Origin of the sequence: Marinobacterium sp. xm-m-383, from assembly GCF_013283255.1 — a bacterium.
In the GTDB taxonomy this organism is placed as follows: domain Bacteria; phylum Pseudomonadota; class Gammaproteobacteria; order Pseudomonadales; family Balneatricaceae; genus Marinobacterium_E.
In genome coordinates, this window is record NZ_WBYT01000002.1 from 241,600 (window position 1) to 260,720 (window position 19,121).

21 protein-coding genes are annotated in these 19,121 nt (G+C 48.6%); 3 read left to right on the forward strand and 18 right to left on the reverse strand.

Going from position 1 to position 19,121, the window contains the following annotated elements:
- The 9 genes from XMM383_RS04840 to pyrE form a co-directional block, all read right to left on the reverse strand.
- The gene (locus tag XMM383_RS04840) at window positions 1-1,611 is read right to left on the reverse strand and encodes an amino acid ABC transporter ATP-binding/permease protein (protein WP_173494617.1); all 1,611 of its coding nucleotides are present in this window, start codon (window positions 1,609-1,611) and stop codon (window positions 1-3) included.
- Window positions 1,608-3,293 (reverse strand): thiol reductant ABC exporter subunit CydD, encoded by a 1,686-nt coding sequence (gene cydD / locus XMM383_RS04845; protein WP_173495337.1) that lies wholly within the window; start codon window positions 3,291-3,293, stop codon window positions 1,608-1,610. Before cydD ends, XMM383_RS04840 begins: the two co-directional genes overlap by 4 nt.
- A gap of 73 nt (window positions 3,294-3,366) precedes the next feature.
- A complete protein-coding gene (cydX, locus tag XMM383_RS04850; RefSeq protein WP_173481938.1) occupies window positions 3,367-3,471 on the reverse strand; it encodes a cytochrome bd-I oxidase subunit CydX in 105 nt (34 codons plus the stop codon).
- Window positions 3,472-3,483: 12 nt separating this feature from the next.
- A complete protein-coding gene (cydB, locus tag XMM383_RS04855; RefSeq protein ID WP_173481939.1) occupies window positions 3,484-4,620 on the reverse strand; it encodes a cytochrome d ubiquinol oxidase subunit II in 1,137 nt (378 codons plus the stop codon).
- 2 nt (window positions 4,621-4,622) lie between these two features.
- A complete protein-coding gene (locus XMM383_RS04860) occupies window positions 4,623-6,191 on the reverse strand; it encodes a cytochrome ubiquinol oxidase subunit I (protein WP_173481940.1) in 1,569 nt (522 codons plus the stop codon).
- Between the two features lie 145 nt (window positions 6,192-6,336).
- A complete protein-coding gene (gene modC, locus XMM383_RS04865; RefSeq protein ID WP_173481941.1) occupies window positions 6,337-7,419 on the reverse strand; it encodes a molybdenum ABC transporter ATP-binding protein in 1,083 nt (360 codons plus the stop codon).
- The gene (gene modB / locus XMM383_RS04870) at window positions 7,416-8,108 is read right to left on the reverse strand and encodes a molybdate ABC transporter permease subunit (RefSeq protein ID WP_173481942.1); all 693 of its coding nucleotides are present in this window, start codon (window positions 8,106-8,108) and stop codon (window positions 7,416-7,418) included. Before modB ends, modC begins: the two co-directional genes overlap by 4 nt.
- Complete coding sequence (gene modA / locus XMM383_RS04875; RefSeq protein WP_173481943.1) at window positions 8,101-8,880, reverse strand: molybdate ABC transporter substrate-binding protein; 780 nt, start codon at window positions 8,878-8,880, stop codon at window positions 8,101-8,103. Before modA ends, modB begins: the two co-directional genes overlap by 8 nt.
- Window positions 8,881-8,883: 3 nt before the next feature.
- Window positions 8,884-9,531, reverse strand: coding sequence for an orotate phosphoribosyltransferase (gene pyrE / locus XMM383_RS04880; RefSeq protein ID WP_173481944.1), 648 nt, complete (start codon window positions 9,529-9,531; stop codon window positions 8,884-8,886).
- Between the two features lie 167 nt (window positions 9,532-9,698).
- Between pyrE and XMM383_RS04885 the strand changes: the two genes are divergently transcribed.
- Entirely contained in the window at window positions 9,699-10,472 is a 774-nt protein-coding gene (locus tag XMM383_RS04885; protein WP_173484124.1) for an exodeoxyribonuclease III, read from the forward strand.
- A 46-nt stretch (window positions 10,473-10,518) separates the two neighbouring features.
- Here XMM383_RS04885 and XMM383_RS04890 read toward each other — a convergent pair whose 3' ends face one another.
- The 3 genes from XMM383_RS04890 to rph are packed head-to-tail and all read right to left on the reverse strand — an operon-like array spanning window position 10,519 to window position 12,514.
- Complete coding sequence (locus tag XMM383_RS04890) at window positions 10,519-11,127, reverse strand: hypothetical protein (protein WP_173481946.1); 609 nt, start codon at window positions 11,125-11,127, stop codon at window positions 10,519-10,521.
- 3 nt (window positions 11,128-11,130) lie between these two features.
- Complete coding sequence (locus XMM383_RS04895; RefSeq protein ID WP_173481947.1) at window positions 11,131-11,715, reverse strand: HupE/UreJ family protein; 585 nt, start codon at window positions 11,713-11,715, stop codon at window positions 11,131-11,133.
- Window positions 11,716-11,746: 31 nt separating this feature from the next.
- Window positions 11,747-12,514 carry a ribonuclease PH gene (gene rph, locus XMM383_RS04900; protein WP_305792080.1) on the reverse strand — a complete coding sequence of 256 codons (768 nt, stop codon included), beginning with the start codon at window positions 12,512-12,514 and terminating at the stop codon, window positions 11,747-11,749.
- Between the two features lie 85 nt (window positions 12,515-12,599).
- Between rph and XMM383_RS04905 the strand changes: the two genes are divergently transcribed.
- The gene (locus XMM383_RS04905) at window positions 12,600-13,451 is read left to right on the forward strand and encodes a YicC/YloC family endoribonuclease (RefSeq protein ID WP_254443079.1); all 852 of its coding nucleotides are present in this window, start codon (window positions 12,600-12,602) and stop codon (window positions 13,449-13,451) included.
- 54 nt (window positions 13,452-13,505) lie between these two features.
- Window positions 13,506-13,901 carry a DUF3429 domain-containing protein gene (locus XMM383_RS04910; protein WP_173481664.1) on the forward strand — a complete coding sequence of 132 codons (396 nt, stop codon included), beginning with the start codon at window positions 13,506-13,508 and terminating at the stop codon, window positions 13,899-13,901.
- 4 nt (window positions 13,902-13,905) lie between these two features.
- On the opposite strand, the gene XMM383_RS04915 is transcribed toward XMM383_RS04910, so the two are convergent.
- The 6 genes from XMM383_RS04915 to XMM383_RS04940 all read right to left on the reverse strand — a co-directional run bounded on the left by XMM383_RS04915 (window position 13,906) and on the right by XMM383_RS04940 (window position 19,068).
- A complete protein-coding gene (locus XMM383_RS04915) occupies window positions 13,906-14,373 on the reverse strand; it encodes a MaoC family dehydratase (RefSeq protein ID WP_173482597.1) in 468 nt (155 codons plus the stop codon).
- Between the two features lie 72 nt (window positions 14,374-14,445).
- Window positions 14,446-15,372 (reverse strand): branched-chain amino acid ABC transporter permease, encoded by a 927-nt coding sequence (locus XMM383_RS04920; RefSeq protein WP_173482596.1) that lies wholly within the window; start codon window positions 15,370-15,372, stop codon window positions 14,446-14,448.
- Between the two features lie 3 nt (window positions 15,373-15,375).
- Complete coding sequence (locus XMM383_RS04925) at window positions 15,376-16,254, reverse strand: branched-chain amino acid ABC transporter permease (RefSeq protein ID WP_173482595.1); 879 nt, start codon at window positions 16,252-16,254, stop codon at window positions 15,376-15,378.
- 64 nt (window positions 16,255-16,318) lie between these two features.
- Window positions 16,319-17,524 (reverse strand): ABC transporter substrate-binding protein, encoded by a 1,206-nt coding sequence (locus XMM383_RS04930; RefSeq protein ID WP_217362099.1) that lies wholly within the window; start codon window positions 17,522-17,524, stop codon window positions 16,319-16,321.
- A 51-nt stretch (window positions 17,525-17,575) separates the two neighbouring features.
- A complete protein-coding gene (locus tag XMM383_RS04935; protein ID WP_173482594.1) occupies window positions 17,576-18,289 on the reverse strand; it encodes an ABC transporter ATP-binding protein in 714 nt (237 codons plus the stop codon).
- Complete coding sequence (locus XMM383_RS04940) at window positions 18,289-19,068, reverse strand: ABC transporter ATP-binding protein (RefSeq protein ID WP_173482593.1); 780 nt, start codon at window positions 19,066-19,068, stop codon at window positions 18,289-18,291. The genes XMM383_RS04935 and XMM383_RS04940 overlap by 1 nt, the downstream gene beginning before the upstream one ends.
- Window positions 19,069-19,121 lie beyond the last annotated feature (53 nt).

Sequence of the window (19,121 nt, forward strand, 5' to 3'; positions counted from 1 at the left end):
CTACAGCTGGTGTAAGGCGTCCTGCGAAGCTCGTTGCTCAAGATCATGTGACACCAGAATAACCAGCTTATGTTGCCAAAGATCTCGTAGCGAATTGACGATGGTGGATTGAAGCTCAGCATCCATTCCAGCGAAGGGCTCATCTAACAGCAGGATGTCAGCCTGTTTCAGAAGCAGACGCGCCAAACCAATGCGTTTTAACTCACCGCCAGATGGCTCCCATTCACCAGGACCAATCCAAGTGTCGAGTTGCTTGGGTAGTGATTCGACCCATTCGCCTAGCTCTACTGTTTGCAGTGCACTGATAATCTCTTCGTCGCTTCGTTGGCCAGTGAAGTCTAGGTTGTGACGCAGTGTAGAGCGAACAATCTGTACTCGTTGAGGTAGATAAGCGATTTGAGATAAGGCGGTACCTTCAACGATCAGGCTGCCCTGCTGTAGCTCAAGTTCGCCAGCAATTAATCGAAGTAGTGTGGTTTTACCGCGGCCACTCTGTCCGGCAATCCAGTTTAAACCTAGCTGATTAAACTCAACAGATCGCGCTTCGAAGACGCTCTGTGCACTCCCCTCATAAGCGTATGAGAGCTCTTTGATTGAGATACCAAAATAGGGCTTTTCTATGCATATAGTGCGTTTTTCTTCGAAGTTTTGCTGATTTTTACTACTTTTGCCTAAGCGACTTAAAGCGCGTTGGCCTAACAGAAGGTGCGAGATGGCTCCATTTGCAGCGGCAAAGACCTCAATGGTTCCGAGAGATAACAGCAGCAACATAAAGATTAATGCGCCGGCCAGTTCACCCGTGAGATAGGCCTGCAGAGCCATGAGCAGTGTTAAGCCGACCAAAGATAAATTAATCAATTGCGATAGAAGGTTGATGAGTTGCTGGCGCTTTAGGGCTTGGAGTTCGAATAGATCCGACTGTCGGCTCTGCTGGCGCAACCTATTGCCCTCATGTTCAAGCTGCTGCGACAGGGTGAGCAGGCGCAAGCTTGAGAAGATACCGCTGGCGCGTGACCAGAGTGCATTTCGACTCAGATGCAGCTCAGACTCGGGCTCCAGAACCGCTTTAGCATAGAGCCAAGGAATTCCGATCAAAGCTAATAGGATTAATGGCAGGCTTGCTATCGCAAGATCGGGTAGAAACAGAGCCGTAACCAGAATAAACCCAAGCGCTGAAAAGAGAGCGGTAATGGCAGGCACGAGCGAATGCAGATGGATCCCCTCAATGTTTTGAATATCCTGCAGCATCTGACTCGCACTGTCGTGTCGATTCATCCGTGCACTGATGTTTTGGCTGTTGGCCAGTCGAGAGAAAATATCTCGTCTTAGTGTCGATATGAGCCTAAAGGTTGCTTCGTGGTTGGCCAATCGCTCTCCGTAGCGACCAGCCGTACGCGCAATGGAGAGGCCACGAACAATGGCACCGGGAGTAAAAAAGTTAAATGCATGAGCGGCGGCTGCCGTAACGCCCGCTATGGCTGCAGCACTGATAAACCAACCAGAGACTGCCAATAGAGCAATACCGGCAAAGGCTGTCACAATGGAAAGGGTTAAGCCGAGTAGAAAGACGCCTCGCTCTGCTAGCAGTAGAGACCAGTAGTGTCGTTTCATGCCTCTACCTCCGCCTTAGTTAAAGTAAGCTGTTGGGTGAAGGTAAACTGATTGGTACGATGGCTGGCCATGATGATCATGCCACCCTGTTCAACATACTGTTGTAACGCACTCATAAACAACTCGGCTGTATCGACATCTAAGTTCGCTATAGGTTCATCAAGAAGCAGTAGTTTAGGTCGATGCAGAAGCGCTCGCGCAATCGAAAGACGTTGTGTCTGACCTCCCGATAGAAAGTGTCCAGAGTCGGTTATGAAGTAGTCCAAACCCTGTGGAAGTTGCTTAACGACGGTTTCTAATTGAGCCGATCGTAGGGCAGCCCAAATGTCATCATCAGAGTAACTCTTACCTAAGCAGAGGTTCTCCCTTAACGAACCATAGATCAGTTCTGGGTGCTGGGTTATGTATCCAATGGTCTGCTGCCAGTGAGGGTTGTTGTAGGGTTCGATTGTTATTTCGTCAGCAGATACGGCCCCAGATAGTGGGGGACGAAGCCCTGCTAGGGTATCGAGTAAGCTCGTTTTTCCTGTGCCTGAAGGTGCTTCAATCAGAAGTGATTCACCGGCTTTAAGCTCCACAGAGACTGGTTTATGAATGGCTTGATCACTACCTGATACTAAGCCTTCGATTTTTATCGATGCTTTAAAAGAGCCTGCTTGTGAAGCTTCACTACCTACACTTGACGGTTCAGCGGCCTGTTTGAGTTGCTCAATTTGCTCGGCGACAGCCCGTGCGTTCGATTTTGCGTGGTATAGCGCGCCCATCTTACGCAGAGGTAAGTAGTATTCGGGCGCTAGCATCAATAGAAAGGCACCCTCAGCAAAACTGATGTCGGTTCCCCAAGCACCGAGAGAGTATTTATCTAAAAAGAAGAGTCCTAAATAGACTGCGACCAGTGCCACGCTGATTGCAGCAAAAAACTCCAACAGCGTACCGGACAGAAACGCCAAACGCAGAACTTTCATCGTGCTAATACGGAACTGATCCGACTGATGGTGCAACGCCTCGGTCTCTTTACCGACGGCTCTCTCTTGCTGAAGCAGATCAACGTTGCGAAGGCGATCTTCAAGTAGATGGCCCAACCGATTGAGCTGCTCTAAGTTGTTGCGTGACGCTTCCCCCGCTTTATTACCGACAATGATCATAAAGATCGGAATCAAAGGCGTGGTCAGCAACAAAATCAGCGGCACTAACCAGTTCACAAAGCTAGCGGCAATTAGAATCAAAACGGGAGTCCATACAGCCATCTGCTTTTGAATCTTAAACTCTGCGTAATACTCTTTGAGCTTGTCGACTTCACTGGTCAGCAGGTTGGCCAGTTGTGCCGGCTTGAAAGCAGGGAAGAGCGAAATCCCAGTTTTAAAACTGAGGCTAAGAATCTGCTCTCGCAAGCGATCGCGGATGGTGACTGAGTTGCGCAGATTGATAGTCGATTGCCAGAGTGATGCAGCCGCTTTAACGGCAAGAATGAGGAAGGCCGCAGCGACCAAAAGAAGCGGGCTGTGATCTAAGCTGCCCTGAGTTAATACCTGATCGATCAACAGAGCGACCCAGTAGGCGAATCCAATAGTACAAAGCGTTTGAATCACGCCCAATAGCAGCGACAGGCGCATGGAACCCTTCAGATCAAACTGGTGCTGATCGAGGATTGCGGTCGGGTTGGATTTTCGTTGTCTGGCCAACTTAACACTCACTAAGGTTTACAAAAAAAGGGGCTCGAAAGCCCCTTGATTACGTACAGCTAGAGCGTACAGATTAATCGTCTGCGCGCTGCTCCTCTTCAGCATCCAACCACATCGCGTTGATGATGCCGAAGCTGCAGGCTAGGAGTACGCCAAGGATCCAAGCAAAATACCACATCTTCTTAATCTCCTAGTAGTTTGAAACGCTGTTTTGTTCGATGAACTCAGGTTCAATTCGACGCCACATTTTGTAGTAGCCCCAGAAGGTGTAACCCAAAATGATCGGTACAAAGAACAGAGCCACCCAGAACATGATCTCAAGTGTCAGTTCACTCGACGTCGCATCCCACAGCGTTAGAGCGCTGGCTAGATCAGTCGATGAAGGCATCACGAATGGGAATAGGGTGAAACCGGTCATAAGAATGATCGCTGCGATCGCCAGTGAGCTCAACGTAAAGGCAAAACCACTTTTACCCGCTTTAGCCATTAAGCTTGTTAGCAGAGGGAGTGCCACAGATGCCGCTACCAATGTCCAAAGGATTGGGTAATCGGTGTAGTTACCGAACCAGTTGTCAGTGGTCGTTACGGTTTTGCTCAACGGGTTAGAAGGAGCATCACCCACGACAGTAGAGCTGATTTCGTAACCAGGAATACCGTAGTACAACCATGCACCCGCAACCGCTAAGAGTACCGTTAGAACCGGACCTAGCAGAGTTGCCATAGTTTGAGCGCGGCCTTGAACCTCACCGCCGGCACGCATCTGCAACCAAGTTGCACCCTGCAGAGCAAGCATTACCACGCTGGCTAGGCCACAGACAATGGCGAATGGGTTCAACAGAGCCCAGAAAGAACCGGTGTAGATTGGGCGGGTAAACTCGTCAAAGTAGAAGGGCACGCCTAAGAATAGGTTGCCGAATGCCACACCAAAGACCAGTGATGGAACAAACGAGCCCACTGCCAGTGCATAGTCCCAGTTGCGACGCCAAGCGACAGAGTCCTTCTTAGAGCGGTACTCAAATCCGACAGGACGGAAGAATAGTGCGAACAGTACCAGTAGCATGGCCCAGTAGAAGCCAGAGAATGCTGTTGCGTAAACCAGTGGCCAAGCGGCAAAGATGGCACCACCGGCAGTGATTAACCACACCTGGTTACCGTCCCAGTGAGGCCCGATGGTATTGATGATGACGCGGCGCTCAGTGTCCGTTTTACCCAATACAGGGATCATCATAGCAGTACCCAAATCCATGCCGTCTGCAATGGCAAAACCAATCAGCAGTACACCAACCAGCAGCCACCAAACAAGTCGAAGCGTTTCGTAATCAAACATCATTAAGCTCCTTGAGTCGCTGTGTTCTGTTCAAAGTGGTAACGGCCAGTCTGCAAGGCGCTTGGGCCTTTGCGGATGTATTTCACCATCAGGTAGATCTCGATGACCAAGAACAGAGTGTAGAGTCCAATAAAGCCCGCCAAGCTCATCCACAGATCCGTCTCAGTTAGGTGAGAGGTTGCGACATAGGTCGGAAGAATTTCACCGATCGCCCAAGGTTGACGGCCAAATTCAGCAACGAACCAACCCATCTCACTGGCAATCCAAGGAAGCGGTAGAGAGAGCAGTGCGAACCACTGCAACCAACGTGTCTGGTAAGCCTTACGCTTAGCGGTGTAGTAGAAGGCTAGGACAAATAGAAGCAGCATCGTAAAGCCTGCACCGACCATGACACGGAAGGTCCAGAACATCGGAGCCACCTGTGGAATGGTGTCCCGAGCCGCCAGTTTGATCTGCTCTTCGGTCGCGTCAACAACCGCCTGCGTGTAACGCTTCAACAGCAGACCGTAGCCCAGATCAACGCTGACTTTAGAGAACGCAGCACGATTTTCAGGAGTGTCTTCACCGTTACGCAGTTTCTCTAGAAGGCCATAAGCGACAATGCCGTTGCGAATGCGATCTTCAGCATGAGCCACTAGATCTTTAATACCGGTAACCTCCTCATCCAAGGAGCGGGTTGCAATTAGACCCAAGGCGCCCGGAATTTTCAGAGCGTAGTCAGTTGTCATGGTCTCTTCATTGGGAAGGCCGACAACGGTAAAGGCTGCAGGTGCTGGGTGTGTATCCCACTCCGCCTCGATCGCTGCCAATTTAACCTTCTGCACTTCGCCCACTTCGTAGCCAGATTCGTCACCTAACACGATGACAGAGATCGCAGAGGCTAAACCGAAGGCTGAAGCGATCGCGAATGAACGACGTGCAAATGGAATGTCACGGTTACGCAGCATGAAGTAGCTGCTGACGGCTAGAACGAAGATAGCGCCCGTTACATAACCTGCAGAGACAGTGTGAACAAACTTAACCTGCGCCACTGGGTTTAGCAGGACTTCCGCGAAGCTGTCCATCTCCATGCGCATGGTTTCAAAGTTGAAGTAGGCCCCAACAGGGTTCTGCATCCAACCGTTGGCGATCAAAATCCACAACGCAGAGAAGTTAGAGCCCAGTGCGACCAACCAGGTCACAGCAAGGTGCTGTACCTTGCTCAGGCGATCCCAACCGAAGAAGAACAGGCCGATCATAGTGGATTCAAGGAAGAAGGCTACCAGACCTTCAATCGCCAGCGGTGCACCAAAGACGTCGCCCACGTAGTGCGAGTAGTAGGCCCAGTTGGTTCCAAATTGGAACTCCATGGTCAAACCGGTGGTCACACCTAGCGCGAAGTTAATACCGAACAACTTACCCCAGAATTTGGTCATATCGCGGTAGATCTGCTTGCCGGTCATGACATAGACAGATTCCATGATGGCCAGCAGGAAGGATAGACCGAGGGTCAGTGGTACAAATAGAAAGTGATACATCGCGGTAATAGCAAACTGCCAACGCGATAGTTCCACAACCGATTCTGAAATCATCGGGGATGCCTCCAGTAGACAAATTAAGCACAAAAATTATGTGCACTGCACAAAGTTTCAGAATTGTAATCGGTTATATAGTCAAAAGTAATTGATATATATCTAAAGTCTTAACGATAAATGCTCACGACTAGTTGAGAAAATCTCAACCTTGGCAGCGGTTAGAGGGGCAGATGTTGACCGATTTTATGATCAGAACGCAGGGATCGCCGATCTTGAGGTTTAGATTGTTAAGGGAGCGTTTGGTGATGTGTGTTGAGACGATATCTGTTGCAATGCACACGTTAATAAGTACATCACTCGATGAAGTCGTTTCAATGGATTCAACCCTTCCGGAAACCTGATTCAAGGCAGAGATGCCTGCCACTTTTGCGGTCGATAGGATTAGATCGTTCGCGACCAGTTCAAGGCAGACCGCTGAACCTATGGGTGCATCAAGGGTCGGCACATAGAGTGTTTCGCTGGCCACTTGAAGCTCGGACAGTCCATCGGGGTGTTGTGCCACTAACTGGGTTGTCAGTGTCGACTTGATCGCACGATTGGCGGTTCGCGCGACCTTGCTGTTGGCCATCACCTCTCGCGCAGGCCCTTGAGTCACAATGCGGCCCTGCTCCAGTGCGATGACATGGTCAGCCAGCTCTAATACCTCTTCGGGTGAGTGGGTTACGTAGAGCATAGGAATACCCAATTCCCGGTTTAATTTTTTGAAGTAGGGGAGTAGCTCCGCTTTTCGGGCGCCATCGAGTGCTGCAAGGGGTTCATCGGCCAGAATAAGATCTGGTGCGCTTAATAACGCACGACCAATCGCAACACGCTGTTTTTCACCACCAGAGAGTGAATTTGGCGTTCGCCTAAGTAGGGGTTTTATACCTAAAAGTTCGACGATCTGGTAAAAATCGACGCTTTTGTCGACCTTATTGAAGCGTTTCGCGTAATTTAGATTCTGCTCTACTGTCAGATGTGGAAAGAGTCGGCTCTCTTGAAAAATGTAGCCAATGTTGCGTTGATAGGGCTTTAAGCTCGTGTTTGAAGCGCTATCAAATAACACCCGATCGGACAGAGTGACGCGGCCTTGGCTGTTGCTTTGCAAGCCGGCTATCGCATTGATTGTGGTGGTTTTCCCTGAACCTGACTCGCCAAATAGAACCGTGATGCCACTGGGGGCTTCAAAGGCTATATCAAGCGAGAAGTTTGGCATCGACTGCTGCAAAGTGACTGACAGTGTCATGACTGCAACCTCCGGCTCATACGACGTGACAGCCATTCAGAGGCAAGAAGTGCACTCATCGCAATGATAATAGAGATGATCACCAGTTTGGTCGCAGAGCTTTCACCACCGGGTACCTGAAGAAACGCATAGATAGCCGAAGGGAGTGTCTGAGTCTGACCTGGAATATTCGATACAAAGGTGATGGTGGCTCCAAACTCACCCATCGCTTTGGCAAAGCCCAGAACGGAGCCGGCGATCACACCAGGAAGCATTAAAGGTAGGGTGATGGTGATAAACACCCAGCGCCTTGAGGCACCCAGGGTTGCGGCCGCTTCCTCTAATTTAGGATCAATGGCTTCAATGGAGAGACGAATAGCGCGAACCAGTAATGGAAAAGCCATGATGGCTGCTGCTAATGCGGCACCGCTCCAGCGGAAAGCAAACTCAATTCCCCACTCAGCAAGGAATGATCCGACAGGCGTGCGTTTTCCGAAGGTCATTAACAGCAGATAACCCGTTACAACGGGCGGTAAGATCAAGGGTAGATGGACAATTCCGTTGAGAAGCTGTTTCCCTGCAAACTCCTTTTTCGCCAGAAGATAGGCAACGCCAATGGCCACAGGCAGGCTAAGCAGTGTTGCCCAAAAAGCTACCTTAATTGATAGGAGAACTGCCGCCCACTCGTTGGGGCCTAGCCAATCAGTCACGTTGTTGCGAATCCATTAAAAAGCCGTTGCGCTCTAGTATCGCCCTAGACTGCTCTGAGCGCAAAAACTCTAAAAATGCCGCGGTTGATTTATCACTCTCTGTAACAGCCGCAACCGGATATAGAATTCTGTCATGGGACTCTGTAGGGAAGGTGGCAGCTATTGAGACCTTGGGTTCAGCCACCGCATCCGAGTGATAGACGATCCCTAAAGGTGCTTCACCTGAAGCAACTAATGCAAGTGCAGACCGCACATTGTCTGATTGAGCGACTTGCTGCTTAAGGGGGTCCCAAAGATCAAAATAAGTAAGTGCTTGCTTACCGTAAATGCCAGCAGGTACAGATTCCACAAGACCCATGGCCAGGTATTCATTGTCCAGCCAATCGAGCAGTTCTTGCGACCTGGTGAGGGTGAGTTTTGCGTCTGGAGTATGACTTATCAGTACCAACTGATTACTGGCAAGGTTGAAGCGAGTCGGTTCATTAATTAGCGCCCTATCAGATAGGTAATCCATCCAGGCAGTGTTGGCAGAGATGAAAATATCGGCTGGTGCGCCCATCTCTATTTGACGTGCTAAGGTGGCAGACCCCGCATAAGAGACAACAATCGAGTCTGAATGGTCTGCCTCGTAATGTTCTGTGATCTCATCGATCGCATTTTTTAAGCTCGCTGCTGCAAACACAGTAAGTGTGTTTGCAACGGCTTGTGAGGATGCAAAAGCAGCCAGACTCAGCGTGAGTATTGATCTAAGTAGGACTGCTTTAAACTGCATAAGTTATGCGCTGATTCCGTATTCGTCACGGTAGGCTCGAATGGCCGTTAACTCAGCATCACGACCACCTTGCTCTTCAAGGTACTCAACGAGATCATCTAAGGAAATGATGCTAGCAACTTGCATGTTGTAGTCACGCTCAACTTCCTGAATGGCGGAAAGCTCACCTGTACCGCGTTCCATACGGTTCAGTGCGATCACCGTGGCGGCTGGTGTTGCACCATTTTCGTCGATCAGCGTCATCACCTCACGGATAGCGGTACCCGCGGTAATGACATCGTCGATGATCAGAACACGGCCAGCGAGTGGTGCGCCCACTAGGTTGCCACCTTCACCGTGATCCTTAACCTCTTTGCGGTTAAAAACATAAGGAACGTCTTTACCGAAATCATTTGCCAGTGCAACGACGGTCGTTGTTGCAAGGGGAATGCCTTTGTAAGCAGGCCCAAGCATGACGTCGTAATCGATCTTCGCGTCTTCAATTGCCGCTGCATAGAAACGACCCAGTTTTGCTATGGCATCACCGGTATTGAAAAGGCCTGCGTTAAAAAAGTAAGGGCTAGTTCTACCCGATTTTAGGGTGAACTCACCAAATTTAAGAACGCCTTTTTCGATTGCGAATTCGATGAACTCACGCTGGTAGCTTTGCATAATAGTGAAATCCTTAGAACTGGGTTTAATCCGCGTAGGATACCTGAACAGAGTTCAACTCCCAAACCAACTTCTTTCAGCTTTAAAAAATTCCGTTTTTATGAATCTATCGCTACAATTGCAATCTTTAGTCTAACAACAATAGTTATACGGAGCGCTTCGAACTCATGCGCGTAATTACTTTTAATACTCAAGGCATTGTTCAAGCCGCTGATCGGGGCTTTTTCGATTGGATGGTTAAGCAGGATGCGGATGTTGTCTGCTTGCAAAACATTCGTGCACGTGAGTATCAATTAGATGATTCTCGCTACCACCCTGAGGGTTACGAAGCCTACTTCTTTGAAGCCTTTGATGATGACTACAGCGGTGTAGCGATCTACACCCGCCATCTACCTAAAGCGATTATGACCGGCTTAGGTTTTGAACAGTGCGATTTCCAAGGCCGTTATATTCAGGCTGACTTCGAACGATTCAGCGTCGGTTCTTTTAATGTGCCATCGGGTCTCAAAGGACCAGACGCTCAAGCAGAGAAAGAGAAGTTCATTGAGCAATTTGAAAGTCACTTTGAGAAGACTCTTCGCAAGCGTCGTCAATTCATCTTCGCCGGTAGCATGAAAATTGCGCACAAACCGGTCGACTTGAGTAACTGGTATGCCAATCAGACCGTATCTGGATTCCTTCCAGAAGAGCGTGAGTTCATGGAGGAGCTATTCGGTGAAATGGGCTACGTCGACACAATGCGTGAGTGTACAAAAGCGGATCGCGAATACACTTGGTGGCCAGACTACAACCGTGCCCGTGAGCTAAATGAAGGTGCGCGCTTGGATTACCAGATTACGACTCAAGGTCTGCGTAAAACCATTCAGCACTGCAGTATCTACAAAGGTCAGCAGTTCTCTGAGCATGCACCCTACATCGTGGATTACGATCTCGATTTTTAATTGAGAATTGGATTTTAGAAACCCTCTTTACGAGGGTATTTTATTGTTAGTGCGAGAAGAAAGCTAACATCATGATCTGAATCGCTGCGAGCCAAGAGCAGGCTACCCTGACGGCAATTCGTGAAAAGGTTGCGGGCAGCTTTTCCAGTAGTAACTCACCGGTTGCGGCGCCAAGCATCACTGGCAATATCGCCCCAAGTGTCACACCGACATAGATGGAGACGCTTAACTCCATCCAGACATGCCCCTCCAAAGAGACCATCTGGACAAGCAGGCCAGTAAACAGTGCAAGGATCAGTGTTAGCGGTTTGAACTGCTGGTTCAAGCTAGCACCCAGGGTTGCAGTGATAGCGCCGACAACCGTAGCCCCCATCATCACCCAGGTGGTTACTGAAGGCGCCAGTAAAAAGCCCAAGACTAACCCCACAACAAAGAGGGGAAGGGCTTGAACCACACCGCGATTCTTCCACAGTGCAATCATTAGGCCTAAAGAGAGGGTGGCAAATAGAGTGACTTGATCAAAGATCACCACGCTGGCCCCTTCAACAAAACTAGCAAATTGATCGGTGCCAGCCCCAAAACTATGCGCTACTGCCAGGTTAGGCAGTAACACTGAGGTCAAAAGAAGCAGTATTGAGCGTGATGGATAGACCATAGGTTAAAGCACACCAAATAGGTAGCCAGCACCGACTAATGCAATGATCGCCCCACCTAGACGAACCAAACTCGCACCAAAATCGAGTTTGGTTAGGAAGCCGAACGCGATACCGATAAGGTGCAGTAGACCAGTCGCAATTACAAATCCAACGGCATAACCGTAAGCGTTAAACTCTGTTGGGAACTCTGTGCCGTGAGCGTGACCATGGAAGATCGCAAAGATGCCCACGATCACAGCGGCTATCCATAGCGGTGCCTTAACAGCAAAGACAATCAGCAGACCAAGAACCACACCCGAAAGCGCAATACCCGTCTCCACTGCAGGAAGCGGCATACCGGCAATGCCTAAAGCACCGCCAATTGCCATGACCAGTGGGAAAACGACCGGAAGTATCCAGATGGCGGGTGCGCCTAAAAAAGCACCCCAAAGGCCGACTGCAACCATTGCAACGACATGATCCCAACCCATGATGGGGTGCCAGAAGCCAGATGCAAAACCTGTGTTGATACCTTCACCAGTATGGGCAAACGCCATGCTGCTGAAAATCATCAAAGATAGAGCTGTAGCGAGTTGTTTGATAGTCATTCTTAGTTCCAGGAAATTAAATTTTAGTTGCTTACGCCAGTGAGGCTTTTTGGATTGCTGTGAGCTCTTCAATGCCTTTCTTAGCTAAGGTTAGCATCTGATTCAGTTCATCTTGAGTGTAAGGAGCACCTTCTGCTGTGCCTTGGACTTCAACAAAACCGCCGGTTTCAGTCATGACGACGTTCATATCAGTTTCGGCTGTTGAATCTTCTGCATAATCCAAATCCAATACCGCTTGGCCTTTATAGATGCCCACCGAAATAGCTGCGACTTGGTTTTTAATCGGGTTGCCTTTTAGTGCGCCGTTTTTGTCTTTTTTCAGTTCGTTGATCGCATCAATCAGCGCAATGTACGAACCGGTAATTGAGGCGGTACGAGTACCACCATCTGCTTGCAGAACATCACAGTCGATGGTGATGGTGTTCTCGCCTAGCTTATCTAGATCAATCGCAGCACGCAGTGAACGGCCGATCAGGCGCTGAATCTCAAGCGTGCGTCCTGACTGCTTACCGCGCGATGCCTCACGATCGGTGCGGCTATTGGTTGCACGAGGCAGCATGCCATACTCAGCGGTTACCCAACCTGAGCCTGATCCGCGCAACCAGCGAGGTACACCTCGAGTAACTGACGCATTACAAAGGACTTTTGTATTGCCAAACTCGATCAAAACCGAACCTTCTGCATGCATTGTAAAATTACGAGTGACTTTAACGTCGCGCATTTGGTCTGGTTGACGCCCACTTGGGCGCATTGCATCTAAACCTAGGTTTTTCAATTGATCAGAGAGTGGAGAGCTCATGTAGGTACCTTAAAAGTGCCGGCATCGGCTGTTATAGTGACAATCAATCTATGGTAATCGAGTTTGACAGTATATGACACAGAGTATGACCGCTTTTGCCCGTTCAGAAGCTGAATTTTCATGGGGTACCTTGGTTTGGGAAATTCGTTCGGTTAATCAGCGTTTCTTAGAGCCTCATTTCAAACTTCCAGACTTTATGCGTCAGCACGAGATAGCCATTCGCGACAAGCTGCGCAAACGCCTGGCCCGCGGCAAAGTTGAATGTTCGCTTCGGTTCCATGAATCGGTGGGTCAGCAGAGTGTTCAAGTGGATCAAGTGCGGTTGCAGCAGATTAATGAAGCGCTACAGCAGATTAAACTCAGTGGTGCTTCAGAGGGAAGGGTTGATCCTTTGGCTCTGCTTCAATTCCCGGGCGTGATGAACAGCACTTCAGCTGATCCTGGTGAGGTAGGTCAGGCCGCGCTAGCGCTATTTGATGACGCATTGGCTCAACTTATTGAGGGCCGTCATCGCGAAGGGATTGAGTTGGCGGGTTTGATAGAGGATAGGTTGCAGTCAATTGCGGCGATCGTCGGCAAAATAAGATCAAAAATGCCGCAAATTATCGAAAATCAAAAAGCGAATCTAGTCGAAAGAGTGTCGCAATTAGGAGTCGACCTTGATGCCGAACGTCTTGAGCAAGAGGTAGTGCTGTTGGCACAACGTGCCGACGTTGCAGAAGAGCTGGACCGTCTAGATACCCATGTGACTGAAGTAAGACGCATCTTAATAGAGAAGGGGCCAATTGGTCGTAAGCTGGATTTTCTAATGCAAGAGTTGAACCGTGAAGCTAACACACTGGGCTCCAAATCCGTTGTCGTCGCAACGACTCAAAGCGCGGTAGAGCTTAAGGTTTTGATTGAACAGATGCGCGAGCAGATACAGAATATCGAATAAGATCCTGAATACCGACAGCTGCGTAACTCATAGAAACAGTTAAGAGTATTTCGCGTGATTAAGTTAGCACACCGTCTGGGTTATGCCGGGTTGATCCCTTTCGTCGGATTGGCTTTTCAGTTTGAAGATGCAGCGTCTGTCTCGGCTTTTATGAGTTATTCCGCTGTGATCCTCTCGTTTTTAGGAGGGATTCACTGGGGAGTTGCTATGCGGGATAGCAACTTTGCTTCTGATGCTCGTTTGGCCATTTGCATGCTCCCTTCACTTTTAGCCTGGTTGGCACTTTTACTCCCCCTCTATTTAGGTTTGTGGGTTGGGTTAATTGCCTTTTTGGTTTGGTGGGCCTGGGATCATACTCAGATTGAAGATGGCGATTATCGGAGATTGAGAACTCATCTAACGGTGGTCGTTTCGCTATGCCACATCTGGTTGATTGCTCATTTAAATTAGTTGACTATTTTGGAGCGAAAATTCCGCCTTTCACTCCCGCGCTGGTGCGAAATACCAATAGCGAGCTATCAAATGTTTGGCGTGTTTCCCCATGCTGATTGATGGTTTTAGCATGAATCTTCACCACACCACGGTCGGGTTTCGACTTAGACGGTATCACCTCTAATATCTCGGTCTCTACGTGAAGCACATCGCCAGGACGAGTGGGTGTTAACCAGCGTAGGCTAACGCCGCCGCCAATAACGCCAGAGGCAATCGGAAGTGATTTTGCGATCAGGCGCATTGTAATTGAGCCTACCTGCCAACCACTCGCTGCAAGGCTTTCAAAGAAGGAGTCCTGGGCTGATTCATTAGATAAATGGAAAGGTTGAGGGTCGTAGTGTTCTGCAAAGGCTACGATATTCTCATTGGTTATCTCATAGCTTTCACTCTCAAATCGATCTCCAGCCTTCAGGTCTTCCAAGTAAAGCATCGGTACATCCTAGTCCTACTAGATAAAAAAGGCCGACACAACAGTCAGCCCTTGTGAGAGTAACTTAAATTATTAGAAGTTACGCTCTTTGAATTTTTTAAACTGCCCAACAATACCTGCGCGGAATGCCAGTACACAGATTACAAACACTGCACCCATGATGATATGAATGTAGTTACCTAGGTCGCCTGTAGAGAGGTAGTTCTGCATGGTCACGATTACACCAGCACCAACCACTGGTCCCATTAGGGTACCTACACCGCCTACTAGAGTCATCAGGATTACTTCACCTGACATGTGCCAATGAGCATCCGTTAGTGACGCAAGATTGAAGACGATTGTCTTGGTTGAACCAGCTAATGCAGCGAGTGCAGATGAGATGATAAATGCCAGCCACTTGTAGTTGTTAACGTTATATCCCAGAGAGATTGCACGAGGCTCGTTCTCACGGATCGCTTTTAGAACCTGGCCAAATGGCGAGTGGACAGTGCGTTGAATGATCGCAAACCCAATTAGGAAGATGACCGCGACCGTGTAGTACATCGCGACATTATCCGTAAGGTCGATCAGGCCAAACAGGTTCCCGCGAGGAATACCCTGCATGCCATTCTCACCACCTGTGAAATCTGATTGCAGGTATACGAAGAAAGTTAGCTGAGCGAGTGCAAGGGTAACCATTGCAAAGTAGATCCCTTCGCGTTTGATCGCCAATTTGCCATAAATTGCTCCAAGTAGAGCGCCAGCTACAGTGCCCATTAGAATACCAATCTCAGTTGATACTCCAAGATTCATCATCGCCCAACCAGTAATGTAGCCGCCGGTACTTAGGAAGGCTGCATGTCCAAAGGAGAGGATGCCAGCGTAACCAAGTAGTAGGTTGAATGCGGCTGCGAATAGCGCAAAGCAGAGTAGCTTAGCCAAAAAAACTGGGTAGAGTAAGTAAGGTGCAACAGCAAGAACAACTACGGCAATAATAAGATTTCGAATATTCGTATTCATCTGTTATGCCTCTTTTCCAAATAAGCCAGCAGGTTTAAACATCAGTACTAGCATCATCACCACGAAAATGACTGTTGTGGATGCTTCTGGGTAGAAGTATTTAGTTAGACCTTCAACAACGCCCATACCTAAACCGGTAGCTATGGCGCCGCCAATAGAGCCCATGCCGCCAATAACTACGATGGCAAAGACAACAATCAAAATGCTAGAGCCCATGTCTGGTGATACAGAGTAGACAGGTGCTGCAAGAACACCGGCTAAACCAGCTAGAGCCACTCCAAAACCAAAGGTTAGTGTGACCATCAACGGTACGTTTATGCCAAAGGCCTGAAGAAGTTTTGGGTTCTCAGTACCTGCGCGAAGGTAAGCACCAAGTTTGGTCTTTTCAATCATGAACCAGGTACCTAGGCAGACCACAACTGATGCAACAATGATCCAAGCGCGGTAAGTAGGTAGGTACATGAACGGTAATTTAATACCGCCTTTAAGTTCAGCAGGCACAGGGTAGCCCTGGCCAGATGAACCGAATATGTGGGTAAACGTACCCTGCAGCATAAGAGCGATACCGAAGGTTAAAAGTAGACTGTATAGATGGTCTAAATTAGCAATCGGACGGATTAAGAAACGTTCGATTAGGATGCCCAATACACCGACAGTTACTGGCACGACAACAAGTGCTGCCCAGTAATTCAAACCGGTCCATTTGTATGCTAATAGCGCCGCAAAAGCACCAAGCATATACATTGCGCCCTGGGCGAAGTTGATGATTCGCAACAGACCAAAAATGATGGCAAGACCTAAACTAAGAAGGGCGTAAAAAGAACCGTTTATCAGTCCTACCAGCAGTTGCCCGCTTAACGCCATAATATTGATATCGAACATGCTATTACCGATCTCAAACTGAAAGATGGGGAGTGCTAAGCACTCCCCCTTTATTTAACCGCATTTACTTAGCAGAGAAATCACACTCTGGGTTCATTGGGTTGTAAGCTTCGTTACCTGGGATAACTTTTACGATGTCGTAGATGTCATCTTCAGATTTACGATTTGCAGGATCTTTGATCTCTACAAGTAGCATGTCGTGAACCATACGACCGTCTCCACGTAGCGACGCGTTACGAGCGAAGAAGTCATTTGGGTTAGCAGACTTCATCTGAGCCATTACAGCATCTGCATCATCAGTACCTGCTGCTTCAACAGCTTTCAGGTAGTTCATAGTTGCTGAATAAGCACCTGCGTGGACCATTGTTGGGATTGAGCCGTGGATCGCTTTGAAGCGGTTGCTCCATTCACGAGTCTGCTCGTCCATGTCCCAGTAAAAACCAGTTGTAAGACGCATGCCTTTAGCAACATCACCGTCCATCGCTTGGGTATCTGTTGCGAATACAAGAAGACCTGCGATATCAGACTGTTCAGTTAGACCGAACTCGATAGCCGCTTTTAGAGCGTTAGTTGTGTCGTTACCTGCGTTAGCAAGTGCCACAACATCAGCACCTGAAGCCTGAGCCTGAAGAACGTAAGAAGAGAAGTCAGTTGTACCTAGTGGAGCACGAACTGCACCTACTACTTCACCGCCGTTAGCTTTGATTACGCCGCTTGAAACGCCTTCTAGCGCGTGGCCGAAAGAGTAGTCAGCAGTGATGAAGAACCACTTCTTCTTGCCTGAAGCAACCATGTTCTTGACGGTACCGTTTGCAAGAGCTGCTACGTTGTATGTCCAGTGCGCGATGTATGGAGAACAAACGCCTGGCTTAGCTGTGAAAGAGTGTGAAGCTGAACCAGTGATAAGTGCGATGTTTTTGTTCGCTGAAGTAACCTGAGTTACAGCACCTGTTACTGCAGAAGAAACAAGACCACCGATGGTGTCTACGCCTTCATTTTCTACCCATTTGCGAACGATAGAAGAGGCAACGTCTGGTTTAAGCTGTGAATCAGCTGAAACAAGTTCGATAGGCTGACCAAGTACTTTGCCGCCGAAATCATCGATAGCCATCTGAGTAGCTTCGGTCATGCCTTTGCCGCCAACGTCAGCGTATACGCCGCCCATGTCGCCTATTACACCGATTTTAACTTTGCCGTCTACAGTTGCTGCAGTCGCTGTTGCTGCCATACTAGCTGCGATCATTGAAGCGAGTAGTGTTTTACGCATCATCTTTTCTCCATATTGGATTTTTTTGTTATCTGACTATCTTTGGCTGTTTAATTAGACGCCTAGGTAGCTGTTTAGAAGCTCAGTTTTTGCTTCCAATTCATCTGCTTGAATCTCTTCAACAATGTGTCCGTGCTCCATCACGTAGTGACGGTCAGCTATCGGAGCTGCAAAGCGGAAGTTTTGTTCAACAAGCAAAATTGTTAAGCCGCGCTCTTTGAGCTGTACAAGAACATCAGCAAGTTTGTCGTTAATAACCGGTGCAAGCCCTTCTGTGATCTCATCCAACAGCAGGATGTTGGCACCTGTTCTTAGAATGCGAGCAAGCGCAAGCATCTGCTGCTCACCACCTGATAAGCGCGTGCCCTGACTCATGCGGCGCTCATATAGGTTAGGGAACATCTCAAAAATTTCATCGACGCTCATCCCGCCAGAGCGAACATTTGGAGGAAGCATCAAGTTTTCCTCTACGTTCAAGCTTGCGAAGATGCCACGCTCTTCTGGGCAGTAGCCAAGTCCCAAATGGGCAACACGGTGTGAAGCCATGTTGATGGTTTCATTGCCATTAATGACGATCTGACCGCTACGTTTGCCTACGAGGTTCATGATCGCTTTTAAGGTTGTAGAGCGGCCTGAACCATTTCGTCCTAACAGAGTGACAAGCTCTCCTTCCATGACGTGAAGATCGATGCCATGAAGGATGTGGCTTTCACCGTAGTAGGCGTGGAGGTTGCTAATACGAATCTTTTCGCGATGACTTTGGCTCATTAGTGTGCTCCCGCTGCATCCGCTTCGCGGCCCATGTAGGCTTCACGAACTTGTGGGTCTGCAGATACAGTTTCGTAATTACCCTCTGTAAGGATTTGACCGCGTTGCAGAACGGTAATTTGATCAGCGAGGGTCGAAACTACCTTTAGGTTATGTTCAACCATAAGGATTGTGCGATTCTTGCTGACTTGTTTGATAAGGTCTGTTGTACGGCCTACATCCTCATGTCCCATGCCCTGAGTTGGCTCATCAAGAAGCATCAGCTCAGGTTCCAGTGCGAGTGTAGTGGCAATTTCTAGTGCGCGTTTACGACCGTACGCCAGGTCAGTGGTGACTGTATTTGCAAACTCTTTTAGACCTACCGATTCGAGTAGTTCCATGCAGCGATCATTAAGGCCGTTAAGAATTTTTTCTGAGCGCCAGAAGTGCATGCTGTGCCCCTCTTTGCGCTGTAACGCAACACGGACATTCTCAAGAACCGTTAGGTGTGGGAAGACTGCAGAAATCTGGAATGAGCGGATGATACCCATACGGGCAATTTCAGCAGGCTCTTTTCGAGTAATGTCATGCCCATTAAAGGTAATGACGCCCGAAGTCGGCTGAAGAAACTTAGTCAGCAGGTTAAATACTGTGGTTTTACCTGCTCCGTTTGGACCAATAAGCGCGTGGATATTGCCGCGCTTAACATTCAAGTTAACATCAGAGACGGCCGAAAAACCTTTAAACTCTTTCGTCAAATTTTTGGTCTGGAGAATGAATTCTGACTGATTTGAAGCCATTACTTTTATTATCCCTTGGTTACCACATCATTCAGTGGTTCTAGCTTTTCATC

Coding starts and splice junctions, on each gene's coding strand:
- XMM383_RS04940 (WP_173482593.1), bottom strand. CDS start 19,068: ATGGCTTCAAATCAGTCAGAATTCATTCTCCAGACCAAAAATTTGACG.
- pyrE (WP_173481944.1), bottom strand. CDS start 9,531: ATGCAAAGCTACCAGCGTGAGTTCATCGAATTCGCAATCGAAAAAGGC.
- modA (WP_173481943.1), bottom strand. CDS start 8,880: ATGCAGTTTAAAGCAGTCCTACTTAGATCAATACTCACGCTGAGTCTG.
- rph (WP_305792080.1), bottom strand. CDS start 12,514: ATGAGCTCTCCACTCTCTGATCAATTGAAAAACCTAGGTTTAGATGCA.
- XMM383_RS04885 (WP_173484124.1), top strand. CDS start 9,699: ATGCGCGTAATTACTTTTAATACTCAAGGCATTGTTCAAGCCGCTGAT.
- XMM383_RS04905 (WP_254443079.1), top strand. CDS start 12,600: ATGACCGCTTTTGCCCGTTCAGAAGCTGAATTTTCATGGGGTACCTTG.
- XMM383_RS04925 (WP_173482595.1), bottom strand. CDS start 16,254: ATGTTCGATATCAATATTATGGCGTTAAGCGGGCAACTGCTGGTAGGA.
- cydB (WP_173481939.1), bottom strand. CDS start 4,620: ATGTTTGATTACGAAACGCTTCGACTTGTTTGGTGGCTGCTGGTTGGT.
- XMM383_RS04920 (WP_173482596.1), bottom strand. CDS start 15,372: ATGAATACGAATATTCGAAATCTTATTATTGCCGTAGTTGTTCTTGCT.
- cydX (WP_173481938.1), bottom strand. CDS start 3,471: ATGTGGTATTTTGCTTGGATCCTTGGCGTACTCCTAGCCTGCAGCTTC.
- XMM383_RS04930 (WP_217362099.1), bottom strand. CDS start 17,524: ATGATGCGTAAAACACTACTCGCTTCAATGATCGCAGCTAGTATGGCA.
- XMM383_RS04840 (WP_173494617.1), bottom strand. CDS start 1,611: ATGAAACGACACTACTGGTCTCTACTGCTAGCAGAGCGAGGCGTCTTT.
- modC (WP_173481941.1), bottom strand. CDS start 7,419: ATGACACTGTCAGTCACTTTGCAGCAGTCGATGCCAAACTTCTCGCTT.
- XMM383_RS04860 (WP_173481940.1), bottom strand. CDS start 6,191: ATGATTTCAGAATCGGTTGTGGAACTATCGCGTTGGCAGTTTGCTATT.
- XMM383_RS04935 (WP_173482594.1), bottom strand. CDS start 18,289: ATGAGCCAAAGTCATCGCGAAAAGATTCGTATTAGCAACCTCCACGCC.
- XMM383_RS04915 (WP_173482597.1), bottom strand. CDS start 14,373: ATGCTTTACTTGGAAGACCTGAAGGCTGGAGATCGATTTGAGAGTGAA.
- XMM383_RS04895 (WP_173481947.1), bottom strand. CDS start 11,715: ATGACTATCAAACAACTCGCTACAGCTCTATCTTTGATGATTTTCAGC.
- XMM383_RS04890 (WP_173481946.1), bottom strand. CDS start 11,127: ATGGTCTATCCATCACGCTCAATACTGCTTCTTTTGACCTCAGTGTTA.